The sequence below is a fragment of the Streptomyces spinosus genome (assembly GCF_020400655.1).
GTDB classification, from domain to species: Bacteria; Actinomycetota; Actinomycetes; order Streptomycetales; family Streptomycetaceae; genus Streptomyces; species Streptomyces argyrophylli.
The window spans coordinates 118,600-133,719 of the sequence record NZ_JAINRC010000014.1 but is presented as its reverse complement, the minus strand read 5'-3'; the positions used below and the strand labels follow the sequence as shown (position 1 = coordinate 133,719).

General features: G+C 72.1%; 15 protein-coding genes. 3 read left to right on the top strand and 12 right to left on the bottom strand.

The window, feature by feature from the left end:
* The first annotated feature begins 171 nt into the window (after positions 1–171).
* Entirely contained in the window at positions 172–660 is a 489-nt protein-coding gene (locus tag LG395_RS26430) for a YajQ family cyclic di-GMP-binding protein (protein ID WP_171153728.1), read from the top strand.
* Positions 661–812: 152 nt separating this feature from the next.
* Here the strand turns inward: LG395_RS26430 and LG395_RS26425 are convergent, their stop codons facing one another.
* Positions 813–1,079, bottom strand: coding sequence for a GlsB/YeaQ/YmgE family stress response membrane protein (locus LG395_RS26425; protein WP_171153730.1), 267 nt, complete (start codon positions 1,077–1,079; stop codon positions 813–815).
* Between the two features lie 157 nt (positions 1,080–1,236).
* On the opposite strand from LG395_RS26425, the gene LG395_RS26420 reads away from it, so the two are divergent.
* Positions 1,237–2,490, top strand: a complete 1,254-nt coding sequence (locus tag LG395_RS26420; protein ID WP_225811479.1) for an APC family permease — start codon at positions 1,237–1,239, stop codon at positions 2,488–2,490.
* A 120-nt stretch (positions 2,491–2,610) separates the two neighbouring features.
* Positions 2,611–3,012 carry a YccF domain-containing protein gene (locus tag LG395_RS26415; protein ID WP_171153734.1) on the top strand — a complete coding sequence of 134 codons (402 nt, stop codon included), beginning with the start codon at positions 2,611–2,613 and terminating at the stop codon, positions 3,010–3,012.
* Positions 3,013–3,730: 718 nt separating this feature from the next.
* Here LG395_RS26415 and htpX read toward each other — a convergent pair.
* From htpX to LG395_RS26360, 11 genes are all read right to left on the bottom strand, one after another.
* On the bottom strand, positions 3,731–4,594 hold the full coding sequence (gene htpX, locus LG395_RS26410) for a zinc metalloprotease HtpX (RefSeq protein WP_171153735.1): 864 nt from the start codon (positions 4,592–4,594) through the stop codon (positions 3,731–3,733).
* A gap of 186 nt (positions 4,595–4,780) precedes the next feature.
* Positions 4,781–6,301, bottom strand: a complete 1,521-nt coding sequence (locus LG395_RS26405; RefSeq protein ID WP_225811478.1) for an NADH-quinone oxidoreductase subunit N — start codon at positions 6,299–6,301, stop codon at positions 4,781–4,783.
* Entirely contained in the window at positions 6,298–7,926 is a 1,629-nt protein-coding gene (locus tag LG395_RS26400; protein WP_225811477.1) for an NADH-quinone oxidoreductase subunit M, read from the bottom strand. The genes LG395_RS26405 and LG395_RS26400 overlap by 4 nt, the downstream gene beginning before the upstream one ends.
* Before the next feature lie 6 nt (positions 7,927–7,932).
* On the bottom strand, positions 7,933–9,927 hold the full coding sequence (locus tag LG395_RS26395) for an NADH-quinone oxidoreductase subunit 5 family protein (protein WP_225811476.1): 1,995 nt from the start codon (positions 9,925–9,927) through the stop codon (positions 7,933–7,935).
* Positions 9,924–10,313, bottom strand: coding sequence for an NADH-quinone oxidoreductase subunit NuoK (nuoK, locus tag LG395_RS26390; protein WP_171153742.1), 390 nt, complete (start codon positions 10,311–10,313; stop codon positions 9,924–9,926). The genes LG395_RS26395 and nuoK overlap by 4 nt, the downstream gene beginning before the upstream one ends.
* Positions 10,313–10,909, bottom strand: coding sequence for an NADH-quinone oxidoreductase subunit J family protein (locus LG395_RS26385; RefSeq protein ID WP_171153744.1), 597 nt, complete (start codon positions 10,907–10,909; stop codon positions 10,313–10,315). The genes nuoK and LG395_RS26385 overlap by 1 nt, the downstream gene beginning before the upstream one ends.
* Positions 10,906–11,481 (bottom strand): NuoI/complex I 23 kDa subunit family protein, encoded by a 576-nt coding sequence (locus LG395_RS26380; protein ID WP_171153747.1) that lies wholly within the window; start codon positions 11,479–11,481, stop codon positions 10,906–10,908. The genes LG395_RS26385 and LG395_RS26380 overlap by 4 nt, the downstream gene beginning before the upstream one ends.
* Complete coding sequence (locus LG395_RS26375; protein ID WP_171153748.1) at positions 11,481–12,449, bottom strand: complex I subunit 1/NuoH family protein; 969 nt, start codon at positions 12,447–12,449, stop codon at positions 11,481–11,483. The genes LG395_RS26380 and LG395_RS26375 overlap by 1 nt, the downstream gene beginning before the upstream one ends.
* A complete protein-coding gene (locus LG395_RS26370; protein ID WP_225811475.1) occupies positions 12,446–13,933 on the bottom strand; it encodes an NADH-quinone oxidoreductase subunit C in 1,488 nt (495 codons plus the stop codon). Before LG395_RS26370 ends, LG395_RS26375 begins: the two co-directional genes overlap by 4 nt.
* A complete protein-coding gene (locus LG395_RS26365; protein WP_171153752.1) occupies positions 13,930–14,541 on the bottom strand; it encodes an NADH-quinone oxidoreductase subunit B in 612 nt (203 codons plus the stop codon). The genes LG395_RS26370 and LG395_RS26365 overlap by 4 nt, the downstream gene beginning before the upstream one ends.
* Positions 14,532–14,951 carry an NADH-quinone oxidoreductase subunit A gene (locus LG395_RS26360; protein ID WP_225811474.1) on the bottom strand — a complete coding sequence of 140 codons (420 nt, stop codon included), beginning with the start codon at positions 14,949–14,951 and terminating at the stop codon, positions 14,532–14,534. Before LG395_RS26360 ends, LG395_RS26365 begins: the two co-directional genes overlap by 10 nt.
* Positions 14,952–15,120: the final 169 nt, after the last annotated feature.

Sequence of the window (15,120 nt, the reverse complement as noted above, 5' to 3'; positions counted from 1 at the left end):
CCCGATGCCCGGGGGTGCTTCGCCACCCGATTGATCTCCGCCCGGCGGTGCGCGGGGTGGCTAGGCTGGTGCGGATGCGGACCGGTACTCCACCGGGCCCGGCGGTCACCGCCGCGCACGCCGGCACGCACCCGATACGCACCCGCACCCCGATACAAGGAGCCACAGGACATGGCCGACTCCAGTTTCGACATCGTCTCGAAGGTCGAGCGGCAGGAGGTCGACAACGCCCTCAACCAGGCCGCCAAGGAGATCTCGCAGCGCTACGACTTCAAGGGCGTGGGGGCCTCGATCTCGTGGTCCGGTGACAAGATCCTCATGGAGGCGAACTCTGAGGACCGGGTGAAGGCTGTCCTCGACGTCTTCCAGTCGAAGCTCATCAAGCGCGGCATCTCGCTGAAGGCGCTGGAAGCGGGCGAGCCGCAGCTCTCCGGCAAGGAGTACAAGATCTTCGCGTCGATCCAGGAGGGCATCTCCCAGGAGAACGCCAAGAAGGTGGCGAAGATCATTCGCGACGAGGGCCCCAAGGGCGTGAAGGCCCAGGTCCAGGGCGACGAGCTGCGCGTCAGCTCCAAGAGCCGCGACGACCTCCAGGCCGTCATCGCCCTCCTGAAGGGCAAGGACTTCGACTTCGCGCTGCAGTTCGTGAACTACCGGTAGGAGCCACCGGCACGGAGAACACAGAGAAGGGTGGGCACCCCGCGCCCCGCGGTGCGGAACCGTGCGGTGCGGAACCGTGCGGTGCGGTGCCCGCCCTCTCCTCTGCCGTGCCTCGCGTGCCGCCGTACCTCGCGTACCGCCGTACCTCGCGTTCAGTCGCGTGAGTTGCCGAACAGGATCCGGTAGACGATCAGCAGCACCAGGGAGCCGCCGATGGCAGCGGCCCAGGTGGCGCCGTCGTAGAAGTGCTTGCTGATGGGGTGGTCCAGCCAGCGGGCCGATATCCAGCCGCCGATGAACGCGCCCGCGATGCCGATGACGGTGGTACCGATGAAGCCGCCGGGGTCGCGTCCGGGCAGAAGGACCTTGGCAACGGCTCCCGCCAGCAGTCCCAGGATGATCCAACCGATGATGCTCATGCCGTGAACCTGCCCTTCCGCGCTGTGTCCGCGCTGTCGGTTGCCTGGGAGTTCCCGCTCCCGGGCGCCCGCGCGTCGCGCGCGTGTTCGTGCCGTGTCGATGAAGAGGACGTCACGGGTCCATCCGCCGGTTGCCACGATCAGTAGGGTGCGGCGCATGACACGTACCGACGCCCGGTTGCGCCGGACCCTGGGCGTGCGGGACGCCGTCGTCGTCGGCCTCGGCTCGATGATCGGCGCCGGCGTCTTCTCGGCCTTCGGGCCGGCCGCGCGGGCGGCCGGGTCGGGGCTGCTGCCCGGGCTCGCCCTCGCCGCGGTCGTGGCCTACTGCAACGCCATGTCCTCGGCCCGGCTCGCCGCCCGTTACCCGGCTTCCGGCGGCACGTACGTGTACGGCAGGGAGCGGCTCGGCCCCTTCTGGGGATACCTGGCCGGCTGGGCCTTCATGGTCGGCAAGACGGCGTCCTGCGCGGCCATGGCGCTCACCGTGGGTGCGTACGTGTGGCCGGGGCAGGCGCACACGGTGGCGGTCGCGGCGGTGGTGGCGCTGACCGCGGTCAACTACGGCGGGATCCAGAAGTCCGCGTGGCTGACGCGGACGGTCGTCGCCGTCGTCCTGGCCGTGCTCGCGGCCGTGGTCGTGGTGTGCCTGGCCTCCGGGCGGGCCGGCGCGGGACGGCTGGACATCGGTCTGCCGACGGGTGCCGGCGGGGTACTCCAGGCGGCCGGGCTGCTGTTCTTCGCGTTCGCCGGGTACGCGCGGATCGCCACCCTCGGGGAGGAGGTGCGCGATCCGGCGCGCACGATCCCACGGGCGATCCCGCTGGCCCTGGGCATCACGCTGGCGGTGTACGCGTGCGTGGCCGTCGCCGTACTCGCCGTTCTCGGCGCGGGCCGGCTCGGGCAGGCGGCGGCGCCGCTGGCCGACGCGGTCCGGGTGGCCGGGGTGCCGGGGCTCGTGCCCGTGGTCCGGGCCGGAGCCGCGGTGGCCGCGCTGGGCTCGCTGCTCGCCCTGATCCTCGGTGTCTCCCGTACGACGCTCGCCATGGCCCGGGACGGACACCTGCCGGGCGCGCTGGCGGCCGTGCACCCACGCTTTCGCGTGCCGTACCGGGCGGAACTGGCCGTGGGCGCGGTGGTCGCCGTCCTGGCCGCGACAGTGGACGTGCGCGGCGCGATCGGGTTCTCGTCCTTCGGCGTGCTGGCCTACTACGCCGTCGCCAACGCCTCGGCCTGGACGCTGAACGCGGCCCCGCGCTCGCGGCTGGTGCCCGCGGTGGGTCTGCTCGGCTGCGCCACGCTGGCGTTCGCGCTGCCCGCGGCCTCGGTCGCCGTGGGCGCCGGCGTACTCGCGGTGGGCGTGGCGGTCTACGGCGTACGGCGGTGGTGGCGGGGGCGGCGCCCGGGGTGACGTACGGACGGACGCCGGCGTGCGCCCCATCGGCGACGCTCCGCTTCCTCCTGAACGCGTGATCCGCCGATACTGGCGGGAGCAGGCACGCCGACCGAGCTGCCTGGAGAGGTACCGGTCATGAAGGTGTTCAACCTGCTGCTCAACATCCTGTGGCTCGTCTTCTGCGGGCTGTGGATGGCGATCGGTTACCTGATCGCCGCCCTGATCTGCTTCATCCTGATCGTCACCATCCCGTTCGGCATCGCGTCGCTGCGCATCGCCGGGTTCGTCCTCTGGCCGTTCGGCCGTACCACCGTGCGGCGGCCCGGCGCCGGAGCCCCGTCGTTCGTCGGCAACGTCATCTGGATCGTTTTCGCGGGCTGGTGGCTGGCATTGGCCCACCTGATCACGAGCATCCCCCTGTTCCTGTCGGTCGTCGGAATTCCCTTCGGCTGGGCGAACCTGAAGCTCATTCCGCTCTCGCTCATGCCGCTGGGACAGGAGGTCGTCCCCACGGACCAGGCGTTCGGCGGGCGCTGAATTCACCCCTCTCAGCGCTGACTTCCCCTTGCCGCCGTTCGACTGGATTCACCCCCCATGGTGTCCGACAATGGGACCATGCGGTACTCGAAACACCACTTCAAGGTTTTCGTACTCGGCATTCTCCTGGCCGGCGGTTTCGCGTTAGGCGAGCCGGAGGGTGCTTCGGCGGCAGCCCCGGTTCACGCGTCCACGCATTCCCACCAGCTGAGCCGCGGCTGTGACGAGGTGTGGGGGGACGACGGCTGCGACACCCACAGCGGGCGCTGATTCCGGCGCCGACGAGGGGGTTCACGTTCCCGGTGCATCACCCGGGCGGACTTCGTCCAGGCTGCCGACGAGAATCACGGGCGGCGGAGGCGAAGGCTCGGGAACCTGGACCAGGAAAGGCACGTACACCACTTCGCCGTGCCGGAACTCCGCCTTCCAGGAATTCCGGTAACACACGACGCCGTCAGGGTCGGCACGCGTCGCATAGCACCAAGTGTTCTCATCGGCCGCGACAGTTCGGCGGCCAGGGAGCATCGGGTACCCGGCCGCCGAACCCTCAAGTTCAGCCGTTGCTGTTGTTATTGTTGTTGTTGTTTCCACGGCGGGCCTTGGACAATCCTCAGGCGCGCGGTGACGTCCGCGTTTTCCCCCGGACAGCCTCAGGGATTTCCACGGATTATCGAGTAAGAAACAAGGGCCATCCGAACGACGAATACGGAGGCCGTCTTCACCGCCGGCCGCCCGCCATCTTTTCGAGCCGGGCGATGCGCTCCGCCATCGGCGGGTGCGTGGAGAACATCTTGGACAGCCCCTGGCCCGGGCGGAAGGGATTGGCGATCATCATGTGGCTCGCCGTCTCGATCCGGGGCTCGGGGGGCAGCGGCAGTTGCCGGGTGCCCGTCTCCAGCTTGCGCAGGGCGCCGGCCAGGGCGAGCGGGTCGCCGGTGAGCTGGGCGCCGGAGGCGTCCGCCTCGTACTCCCGGGAGCGGCTGATGGCCAGCTGGATCAGGGTGGCGGCGAGCGGGCCGAGGATCATGATCAGCAGCACGCCGAACAGGCCGGGGCCGTCGTCGTCGTCCGAGCGGCCCACCGGGATCAGCCAGGCGAAGTTGACCAGGAACATGATCACGGAGGCGAGTGCGCCGGCGACCGAGGAGATGAGGATGTCCCGGTTGTAGACATGGCTCAGTTCGTGGCCGATGACGCCGCGCAGCTCCCGCTCGTCCAACAGGCGCAGGATGCCCTCGGTGCAGCAGACGGCCGCGTTGCGCGGGTTGCGGCCCGTGGCGAAGGCGTTCGGGGCCTCCGTCGGCGAAATGTACAGCCGGGGCATGGGCTGGCGAGCCTGCGTGGACAGTTCCCGCACCATCCGGTACAGCGCCGGCGCCTCGAACTCGCTGACCGGGCGGGCGCGCATCGCGCGCAGCGCCAGTTTGTCGCTGTTCCAGTACGCGTACGCGTTCGTGCCGAGAGCGACCAGGACCGCGACGACGAGTCCCGCGCGGCCGAAGAAACTGCCGATGACGATGATGAGTGCGGACAGTCCCCCGAGGAGTACGGCGGTCCTGAGCCCGTTGTGCCGGCGGTGCACGGTGCGTCCTCCAAGTCGTGCAGCTGGGGAACACTCTGATCCAGTGGACCCTCCCGTTGGGGACAACGCCAGGCGACGGCCCCGAGTTCCCCGGTGCTTACGGCGGAGCGGCGCGGCCGTACGGGTGACGTGCGGGTTCGGCCACGCGCGCGTGCCGGCACGGGTGCCCCACGCGCGCGTGCCGACTCATCGGAACAGTCCGCCGGCCGCGAAGCGGAGGACCAGCTGGGGTGCTCCGGAGAGGACGACGGCGAGGACCCCGGTGACGGCGAGGGCGGCGGTGACGGGCGCCGGGACGCGGTGCCGGGCGGGCTCGCCCTCGGGCGCGCGGAACAGCAGGGCCGTCCACTGGAGGTAGTAGAAGAGGGCGATGACGACGTTGACGGCCATGACGACCGCGAGCCAGCCGAGGCCCGCGTCCACGGCCGCCGAGAACACGGTGACCTTGGCGAACAGGCCGATGACGCCCGGCGGCAGCCCGGCCAGGCACAGCAGGAAGAAGGCCAGCAGGAGGGCGCTGGGCGGGTTGGTGGCGTACAGGCCCCGGTAGTCGCTGATCCTGTTCAGGGCGCGCCCGCGGCCCACCAGGGCGGCCACCGCGAAGGCGCCGAGGTTCACGGCGGCGTACATCAGGGCGTACGCGACCGTGGAGCCGATCGCCTTCTGGGCGTCCCTGGAGTACCCGGCGGCGGCGATCGGCACCAGCAGGTAGCCGGCCTGGCCGACGGAGGACCAGGCGAGCAGCCGCACGGCGCTGTACGCGCGCGTGGCCTGCTGGCGCAGCGCCGCGACGTTGCCGACGGTCATGGTGAGGGCGGCCAGGGCGGCGAGCGCGGGCCCCCAGACGTCGGCGTACGACGGGAACGCGACGACCGTGACGAGGATCAGGCCGGAGAAGCCGACGGCCTTGCCGACGACGGAGAGGTAGGCGGCGACGGGCAGGGGCGCGCCCACGTAGGTGTCCGCCACCCAGAAGTGGAAGGGCACGGCGGCCGTCTTGAAGGCGAAGCCGACGAGGGTGAGGACGACACCGGCCTGCGCAAGGGTGTGCAGCTGTCCGTCGACGTGCGGGAGGCGCTGGGCGACCTGGGTGAGGTACAGGGTGCCCGTGGAGGCGTAGACGAAGCTGATGCCCATCAGGCTGACCGCGGTGGCGGTGACCGAGGAAAGGAAGAACTTCAGGGCGGCCTCGGAGGACCGTTCGTCGCCGTGCCGGATGCCGACCAGGGCGAAGGCCGGCAGGGAGGCGACCTCCAGGGCGACGATCAGGGTGGCCAGATCCCGGGAGGCCGGCAGCAGGGCGGCACCGGCCGCGGAGGACAGCAGCAGGAACCAGAACTCGCCCGCGGGGACGCGCCGCCGCTCGTCGTCCAGGTGGGTGACGGACAGCAGGGCCGCCAGCAGGGCGCCGCCCAGGACCAGGAACTGGATGACGAGGGTGAAGCGGTCGGCGGTGTAGCTGCACGCGCGCGCGGGGCCGGTGAGGCAGAAGGTGCTGCGGTCGCCGTCCAGGAGGGGCAGGAGCAGCAGGGCCGCCGCGGCGAGGCCCGCGACCGAGATCCAGCCGAGCACGGCCTTGCGGGGCTCCGGCAGGAACAGGTCGGCGACGAGGACGACCAGCGCCACGACGGCCGCGAGGGTGGGCGGGGCGATCGCGAGCCAGTCGACGGACTGGACCAGCGACTCGGCAAGCGGCTGGGCGCTCATCGGGTGCCTCCTGCGAGGAACTGCTGCACGGCCGGGTCGGTCAGGCCGAGCAGCGCCTTCGGCCACAGTCCGGCGAGGACGGTGAGGGTGACGAGCGGGGTCCAGGCGGCGAACTCGTACCCGTGGACGTCCGCGAGCTCCGGCACGTCACGCTCGGCGCCGCCCATGCAGACGCGGCGGACCACGATCAGCATGTACGCGGCGGTCAGCAGGGTGCCGAACGCGCCGATCGCCATGAAGGTGAGGAAGGCGGGGCGGCTGAGGCCGGCGGCGGGCCGGAACGCCCCGAACAGGGCCAGCATCTCGCCCCAGAACCCGGCGAGTCCGGGCAGCCCGAGGGAGGCGACGGCACCGAAGGCGAGCAGACCGCCGAGGCGCGGGGCCCTGCCGTACAGGGCGGCGCCGGGCTGGAACCGGTCCGGCGCGGCGGAGCCGCTCGGTGCGGGGTGGTGGCCGGGCGCCGGGAGGGCCAGGGTGTCGAGGTCGGTGCTGCCGGTGCGGTCCTTCAGGGCGCCGACCAGGAAGAACAGCAGGCCGGTGATGAGGCCGTGGGCGATGTTGGCGAACAGGGCGCCGTTGACGCCGGTCGGGGTCATGGTGGCGATGCCGAGCAGGACGAAGCCCATGTGGCCGACGGAGGAGTACGCGATGAGGCGCTTGAGGTCGCCCTTCGCACCCGGCTTGGCGAGGGCCAGGCAGGCCAGGGACCCGTAGACGATCCCGACGACGGCGAACGCGGCGAGATAGGGCGCGAAGGTGTGGAAGCCGTGCGGCGCCACCGGCAGCAGGATGCGGACGAAACCGTACGTACCCATCTTCAGCAGGACACCGGCCAGCAGCACCGAGCCGACGGTCGGCGCGGCGGTGTGGGCGTCGGGCAGCCAGCTGTGCAGCGGCCACATCGGCGCCTTCACCGCGAGCCCGATCCCGATCGCCAGAACGGCGATGACCTGCACGGACGCGGTGAGTGACCGGCCGTTGTCAGTGGCGAGTGCCACCATGTCGAACGTGCCCGCCTTGATGCCGATCAGGAGCAGGCCGAGCAGCATGACCACGGAGCCGAGCAGCGTGAACAGGATGAACTTCCACGCGGCCCGGGTCCGGCCCTCGCCGCCCCAGCGGGCGATGAGGAAGTACATCGGGATGAGCACCATCTCGAACGCGAGGAAGAACAGCAGCAGGTCGAGGACGGCGAAGGTCGCGAGGGTGCCGGACTCCAGCAGGAGCAGCAGGGCGACGAACGCCTTCGGGGAGCCGCCCTTGGGCGGGTTGAAGTAGGAGTACAGCGCGCAGAGGAAGGTCAGCAGCGCGGTCAGGACCAGAAGGGGGAGGGAGATGCCGTCGGTGCCGAGGTGGATCCGCACGTCGAGTGCGGGGATCCAGCTGATGTCGGTCGTGGCCTGCATCTTCGACGGGTGGTCGTGGTCGAAGCCGAGCGCGAGGACGATCGCGGCGATGAGGACCGCGCCGGTCACGGTCACGCCGTGCCGGAGCACGGCCTGCTCGGGTGACTTCCCCTTCAGTCCGGGCGGGGCCGGCAGGAGAGCGGCGACGGCGCCGAGGAGCGGGCCGACGACGACGAATGCCAGAAGGAACTGCATCACGGACTCGTTGATATCGATCACGCCTGCTCACACTCCCGTGGCGACGAGGAGGACGGCGACCACCAGGACGACGGTGCCGGCGAGCAGCGCGCTCACATAGGTCTGCACGTTGCCGGTCTGGGCGCGCCGCACGGCGGCCCCGAGCAGCCGGGGCACGGCGGCGGCGCCGTGGACGTAGGTGTCGACGACCTCACGGTCGAGGAACCGGACGAGGCTCGCTCCGGCCTGGACCGGCCGGACGAACAGCGCCGAGTACACGGCGTCCAGGTGGAAGCCGGCGGCCGCGTGCCGGTGCAGCGGGCCGAGCAGCAGCCGTGCCGGGTCCGCCGGGTCGGGGGCGTAGGCGATGTCGCCGTAGGCCGGTGCGTGGGAGGCGATGGCCTCGGCCTCGACCAGTCCGGCGTCCTCCTCGGGGTGGGCGGCGACCGCGCCGAGCGGGACACGGGCGGCCAGCGCGGCCGTGCGCTGCCAGGCGCCGTAGGTGAGCAGCCCGCCGACCAGGGCGAGGCCGGTGCCGAGGACGGAGGTGAGGAGGGTCGGGGTCAGGTCCCGGCCGTCGAACCAGCCGGGGAGCGCCCGGTAGGCGAGCCCGCCGAAGGCCAGGGACGGGACCGCCAGGACCCACAGCACCACGGTCATCGTCAGCGGCTGACGGCCGTGGTCGGGTGCCTCCGCGCCCCGGCCGCGGAAGGCCAGCAGCCACAGCCGGGTGGCGTACGCGGCCGTCAGCACGGCGGTGAACAGGCCGGCGACGAGGACGATCCAGCCGGCGGCGCCGGGGGCGTGCCCGGTGTGGCCGGAGGTCACGTGCTCGGCAGCGCCGAGGACGGACTCCTTGGAGAAGAAGCCGCTGAAGGGCGGGATCGCGGCGAGGGCGAGCAGCGCCACGGTCATCGTCCAGTAGGCGTCCGGGATGCGGTCGCGCAGGCCGTGCATGCGGGACATGGCGGCCAGCGAGTTGGTGCCGGCGGCGTGGATGACCACGCCGGCCGCGAGGAACAGCAGCGCCTTGAAGGCGCCGTGCGAAAGGAGGTGGAAGACGGCGGCACCGCGGTCGCCGACGGCGAGGGCGCCGGTCATGTAGCCGAGCTGGCCGATCGTCGAGTAGGCGAGGACGCGCTTGATGTCGTCCTGGGCGAGCGCGGCGAGACCGGAGCCGGCCATGGTGACGGCGGCCATGACGGCGAGGACCACCATCGCGGCCCGGGAGGCCTCGAAGAGCGGGAGGAGACGGGCGGTGAAGTAGACACCGGCGGCGACCATCGTCGCGGCGTGGATCAGCGCCGAGACGGGCGTCGGGCCCGCCATCGCGTCCGGCAGCCAGGTGTGCAGCGGGAACTGCGCCGACTTGCCGGCGACGCCCGCGAGCAGCAGCAGCGCGATCACGGTCGGGTGGTCGATGCCGCCGCTCGCGACGGCATCGAGGACGCGGGTGATGCGGAACGAGCCGGCCTCGGCGCCCAGCGCGAACAGGCCGATGAGGAACGGCACGTCGCCGAGCTTGGTGACCAGGAAGGCCTTCAGGGAGGCGGCGCGGGCCTCGGGGGTCTCCCAGTAGTGGCCGACCAGGAAGTAGGAGCAGATGCCCATGACCTCCCAGCCGACCAGCAGCACGATCAGATCGCCGGAGTAGACGACCAGGAGCATCGCGGAGGTGAACAGGGAGACGAGCGCGGCGTACGAGGGGTAGCGCGGGTCGTCCCGCAGGTAGCCGGTGGAGTAGATCTGCACGCAGGCCGCCACGAACGCGACCAGGACGGCGACGAGCGCGGCGAAGCCGTCGATGTGCAGGGCCAGCTCGATCGGCACGGATCCGGTGGGCGTCAGCTCGGTGTGGGCGTCGACGGCCGCGTCACCGCCCTCCCGCGCGGCGACCAGCGCGGCCAGCACCAGGGAGGCCAACGGGGGCAGCACGGCGAGCGGGCGGACGAACCCGGGGGCGGTGCGGCCGAGCAGCAGGCCGGCCGCGGCGCCCAGGAACGGCAGGAGGGGAACGAGAACGGCGAGGGTGATCGTGGTCACGCGGTGGCCTCAGCCTTCCCGGCCGCGGGGGTGCCGGGGCCCTCGGTGCCGGGACCGGCGGCGTCGGGACCCTCGGCGGTGTCGCGGAGCTTGTCGATGTCGGAGGTGCCGCGGTTGCGGTGGACGGCGAGCACGATCGCCAGGCCGATGCCGATCTCGGCGGCGGCGATGGCGATGGTGAACAGGGTCAGGGCCTGGCCGGAGTGCAGGGTCTCCTTCGCGGCGCGGCTGAGCCAGACGTCGAAGGCGACCAGGTTGAGGTTGACGGCGTTGAGCATCAGCTCGACCGACATCAGGACCAGGATCGCGTTGCGGCGGGCGAGGACGCCGTACAGGCCGGTGCAGAACAGGAGGGCGGAGAGTACGGCGGGGTAGGCGAGGTGCATCAGCGGGCGCCTTCCTTCCCGGGGGCCGCGGGGCCGGCGTCGGCCCTGGCCTTGCGGGACAGGACGATCGCGCCGACCAGCGCGGCGAGGAGCAGCACGGACAGGGCCTCGAAGGGCAGCACCCAGTGCCGGAACAGGCTCGCGCCGGTGACCTCGGTGGTGCCGGCTGCCGGTCCGTCCAGGTCGATCCAGGTGGCCCTGAAGGCGTCGACGACCACCCACACCAGGGCGACGGCGGCGGCGACCGCGACCGTGAGGGCGGCCCAGCGGTTGCCGGAGTCGGCGTCCGGGGAGCGGCCGATGGGGGCCTTGGTGAGCATGAGGCCGAAGAGGAGGAGGACGACGACGGAACCGACGTAGATCAGCACCTGTACCCAGGCGATGAACTCGGCCGTGAGGAGCAGGTACTCCACGGCGAGGCCGCCGAGCGCGACCACCAGCCACAGCGCGGCGTGCACCAGCTGCCGGGTGGTGACGGTGACCAGCGCCGCGCCGAGGGTGACCAGTCCGACGAGCAGGAACGCGATCTCGACGCCGGTCGGGGACAGGAAACCCGGTGTTCCGGAGGCGGCCACCGTGGTCGCGGCGAGGGTCACGACTCCCCCTCCCGCGGCTCGGCCTGGGCGGCGGCCAGCTTCTCCGCGGTCTTGCGGGCGGCGGCGATCTCCTTGGGCTCCTCCGCGCCGGGGTCCAGGGCGGGCGGGGCCGGCACGGTCCACATCCACTCGCGGAGCTTGTCCCGCTCGTGGGTGAGGTCGCGGATGTCGGTCTCGGCGTACTCGAACTCCGGCGACCAGAACAGGGCGTCGAAGGGACACACCTCGATGCAGATGCCGCAGTACATGCACAGGGAGAAGTCGATGGCGAACCGGTCGAGGACGTTGCGGCTGCGCTCGCGGCCGCCGGGGGCGGCGGGCGGGACCGTCTCCTTGTGCGAGTCGATGTAGATGCACCAGTCCGGGCACTCCCGGGCGCACAGCATGCAGACCGTGCAGTTCTCCTCGAACAGGCCGATCACGCCACGGCTGCGGGGCGGGAGTTCGGGCAGGACGTCCGGGTACTGCTCGGTGACGTGTTTCCTGGTCATCGTGCGGAGGGTGACGGCCAGGCCCTTGGCGAGGCCGCTGCCGGGGATGCGGGACCGGGTGGGCGGGAGCGACTCGGCCACTAGGAGATCACCACCTTGACGATGCCGGTGAGGGCGATCTGGGCGAGGGAGAGGGGGACGAGGAGGGTCCAGGACAGCTTCTGGAGCTGGTCCTCGCGCAGCCGCGGGTAGGTGACGCGGAGCCAGATGACGAGGAAGGCGAGGATCGCGGTCTTCAGCAGGGTCCACAGCCAGCCCAGGCCGTCGTGGCCCCACGGCCCGTGCCAGCCGCCGAGGAACAGGACGGTGGTCAGGCCGCACAGGACGACGATCCCCGCGTACTCGGCGAGGAGGAAGAGCGCGAACCGCAGGCCGGTGTACTCGGTGTACGCGCCGAAGATGATCTCCGAGTCGGCGACGGGCATGTCGAACGGCGGGCGTTGCAGCTCGGCGAGTCCGGCGACGAAGAAGACGATCGCGCCGACGATCTGCCACGGCAGCCACCACCAGTGGAAGGCGTGCACGATGCCGGGCAGGGAGACGGTGCCCGCCGCCATCGCGACCGAGGCCGCCGCCAGCAGCATCGGGAGTTCGTAGGCGAGCAGTTGGGCGGCCGTACGCAGGCCGCCGAGCAGGGAGTACTTGTTGGCGCTGGCCCAGCCGGCCATCAGCGAGCCGAGGACGCCGACGCCCATCACCGCGAGCACGAAGAACACGCCGGCGTCCAGCACCTGGCCGACGGCGCCCTCGCCCGGGCCGATGGGGAGGGCGAGGAGGACGAGGAGGTACGGCAACAGGGCCACGGCGGGGGCGAGCTGGAAGACGCGGCGGTCGGCGCCCGCCGGGACCACGTCCTCCTTCTGCGCGAACTTCACGCCGTCCGCGATGAGCTGAGCCCAGCCGTGGAAGCCGCCCGCGTACATCGGTCCGAGCCGGCCCTGCATGTGGGCCATCACCTTGTGCTCGGTCTGCCCCACGATCAGCGGGAAGGTGAGGAAGACGACGAAGACGACCACGAGTCGCAGGGCGACGTCCCACGCGCCGTTCACTGCGGGCCTCCTGCGGGGTCGTCGGGGGTGGTCGGGTCGTGCTCGGGGTCGTCGGGGCGCGGCTCGGGGGCACGTGCCTGCTCCGGTGCCGGTTCCGCGGACCGCTCGGGTTCAGCGGACCGCTCGGGTTCCGCAGGCCGCTCGGGTTCCGCAGGCCGCTCCGGTTCCGCAGGCCGCTCCGGTTCCACAGGCCGCTGCGGCCCGGCTGCCTTCCGCGGCTCCGGTTCGGCAGGGGGCTCCGGTTCGGCAGGGGGCCCCGGCTCGGCAGGGGGCTCCGCCCCGGCGAACGCCGGGCGGGCGTGGTGCCACGGGGCGTCGGAACTGCGGGGGGCGGTGCCGCGGCGGGCGGGGCGGGTGGCGCCGGCCGACTCCACCGGTCCCGCCGGTTCCTCCGGCCCTGCCGGCTCTTCCGGTCGGGCCTGTTCCGCGGGTTCCGCCGGCTCCGCCGGGGACGGTTCCGGCGCCGCCGCGGTCCGCTGCGAGGCCGAGCCCTGCGAGGCGCTGCGGGTGCGGCGCGGCCGGGCGGGCGCGGGCGCCGAGCCGGGCTCGTACGCCACCGAGGCCTCGGCGGCCGGCCCGTCCGCGGGCCCCCGCGCCGCCGCCCGGGTGGCATCGCCCTCGGTCGCGGCCTCCTTGCGCGTCGCCGCGTCCTCGGCCGGCACCGCCGCCTGGCTCACCGAGCCCTGGCTCGCACTCCGCGTCCGACGCGGCCGACCGGACGCACCGGCAGCACCAGCACCAGCACCAGCACCAGCACCAGCACCAGCAGCCTCCCCGGCCCCGCCCGCGGCTGCGGCCTGGGAGGCCGAGCCCTGGGAGGCCGAACGGGTGCGCCGTACCGGACGCTCCCCCGCCGCGCCTGCCGCCGTGCGGCCCGCCGCCGCCCTCGCCGGGCGGGTCGGGGCGGGCGGGAGCTGGCCCTTCAGGGGGCCCCACTCGTTGGGGTCGGGGACGCCGGGGGGCAGCATCTGCCGGCGTTTGGGGCCGCCGTGCTCGGACTCGCCGGGTTCCTTCGCGCCCGGCCAGGCCTTGGCGACGCGGGCGGCGAGGACGAAGTCCTTGCGGAGGGGGTGGCCCTCGAAGGTCTCCGGGAGAAGGAGGTGGTCCAGCCCCGGGTGGCCCTCGAAGACGACGCCGAACATCTCGTGGGTCTCGCGCTCGTGCCAGGCGGCACCGGCGTAGACGCCGACGGCGGAGGGCAGGGCCGGGGCCTCGTGCGGCACGGTCGTACGGACGAGGAGACGGCGGACCGGGTGCAGGCCGACGACGTGCGCGCAGATCCGGAAGCCGGTGCCCGGCTCGTCGACCGCGCTCAGCCAGTCGAAGTAGGTGCAGGACAGGGTCGTACGGGCCGTCTCCAGGGCGGTGAGCCAGGCGGACGGCGCTACGTCCACGGTCAGGAGGTCGTAGGACTCCTCGGCCGTGGCGCCCGTGCCGAAGAGTTCCTCCGCGGGGGCGGGCAGCCAGCCGGCGGCCGTGCTCATCGTGTGTCCCCCTCACCGGCCGGCGCCGGGGGCCGCACCAGGCCGCTCTGCAGGGCGGCGGCGGACGGCCGGGCCGGCCCGTTGCCGTACCGCTCACCCAGCGACTCGCGGGCGATCTTCTCCTGGAGCTTGAGGATGCCCTGGAGCAGCGCCTCGGGGCGCGGCGGGCAGCCGGGGACGTAGACGTCGACGGGGATGATCTGGTCGACGCCCTTCGTCACCGAGTACGAGTCCCAGTAGGGGCCGCCGCAGTTGGAGCAGGCGCCGAAGGAGATGACGTACTTGGGTTCCGGCATCTGCTCGTACAGGCGCTTGACCGCCGGGGCCATCTTGTCCGTCACCGTGCCCGAGACCACCATCAGGTCGGCCTGGCGGGGGCCCGGCGCGAACGGGATCACGCCGAGGCGGATGAAGTCGTGGCGGGCCATGGACGCGGCGATGAACTCGATCGCGCAGCAGGCGAGGCCGAAGTTGAACACCCAGAGCGAGTAGCGGCGGCCCCAGTTCAGGACGACCTTCATCGGCTCGGGGGCGAGGCGGGCGAGCGCGCCCAGCCTCTTCGGCTCAGGCAGGTACACGGGCTCGGAGACCGAGGGGTTCACGTCCATGCCAGGACGCCCTTCTTGTATGCGTACAGCAGGCCGACGGCGAGGAAGCCGAGGAAGACGAACATCTCCACCAGGGTCGCCGCGCCGTAGCCGGGGGCGGCGAAGACCGTCGCCCAGGGGAACAGGAAGATCGAGTCGACCGCGAAGATCACGTACAGGAAGGCGTACACGTAGTAGCGGACCTGGGTGTGGGCCCAGCCCTCGCCGACGGGGTCGACTCCGCACTCGTAGGTCAGGAGTTTCTCCGGTGTCGGCACGACCGGGCGCAGCAGGCGGCCGGCCCCGAAGGCGACCGCGACGAAGAGCACGCCGATGAGGGCGAGCAGTCCGACCACCGAGTAGGACCGGAAGTAGCCGGCCGCGACGACGTTCACCGCGGCGTACGACGAGTCCCCCAACGTCTCCCGCACCGTCCGTCCCTCGCTCCCTGACCTCGTTGACCTCGTTGACCTGTACGCACGGGAGTCTAGGCCCTGATAAAGAACCGGTAAGCAGCCCGTCGGGCCGTGGGACAGCCGGTACCCGGGATGGGGTGGGGTTTTCCCCCGGCGGCGGAGGGCGGCGTACCGCATGGCGTGG

Coding starts and splice junctions, on each gene's coding strand:
- LG395_RS26430 (WP_171153728.1), top strand. CDS start 172: ATGGCCGACTCCAGTTTCGACATCGTCTCGAAGGTCGAGCGGCAGGAG.
- LG395_RS26425 (WP_171153730.1), bottom strand. CDS start 1,079: ATGAGCATCATCGGTTGGATCATCCTGGGACTGCTGGCGGGAGCCGTT.
- LG395_RS26420 (WP_225811479.1), top strand. CDS start 1,237: ATGACACGTACCGACGCCCGGTTGCGCCGGACCCTGGGCGTGCGGGAC.
- LG395_RS26415 (WP_171153734.1), top strand. CDS start 2,611: ATGAAGGTGTTCAACCTGCTGCTCAACATCCTGTGGCTCGTCTTCTGC.
- LG395_RS26405 (WP_225811478.1), bottom strand. CDS start 6,301: ATGAGCGCCCAGCCGCTTGCCGAGTCGCTGGTCCAGTCCGTCGACTGG.
- nuoK (WP_171153742.1), bottom strand. CDS start 10,313: ATGCACCTCGCCTACCCCGCCGTACTCTCCGCCCTCCTGTTCTGCACC.
- LG395_RS26370 (WP_225811475.1), bottom strand. CDS start 13,933: ATGAGCACGGCCGCCGGCTGGCTGCCCGCCCCCGCGGAGGAACTCTTC.
- LG395_RS26365 (WP_171153752.1), bottom strand. CDS start 14,541: ATGGACGTGAACCCCTCGGTCTCCGAGCCCGTGTACCTGCCTGAGCCG.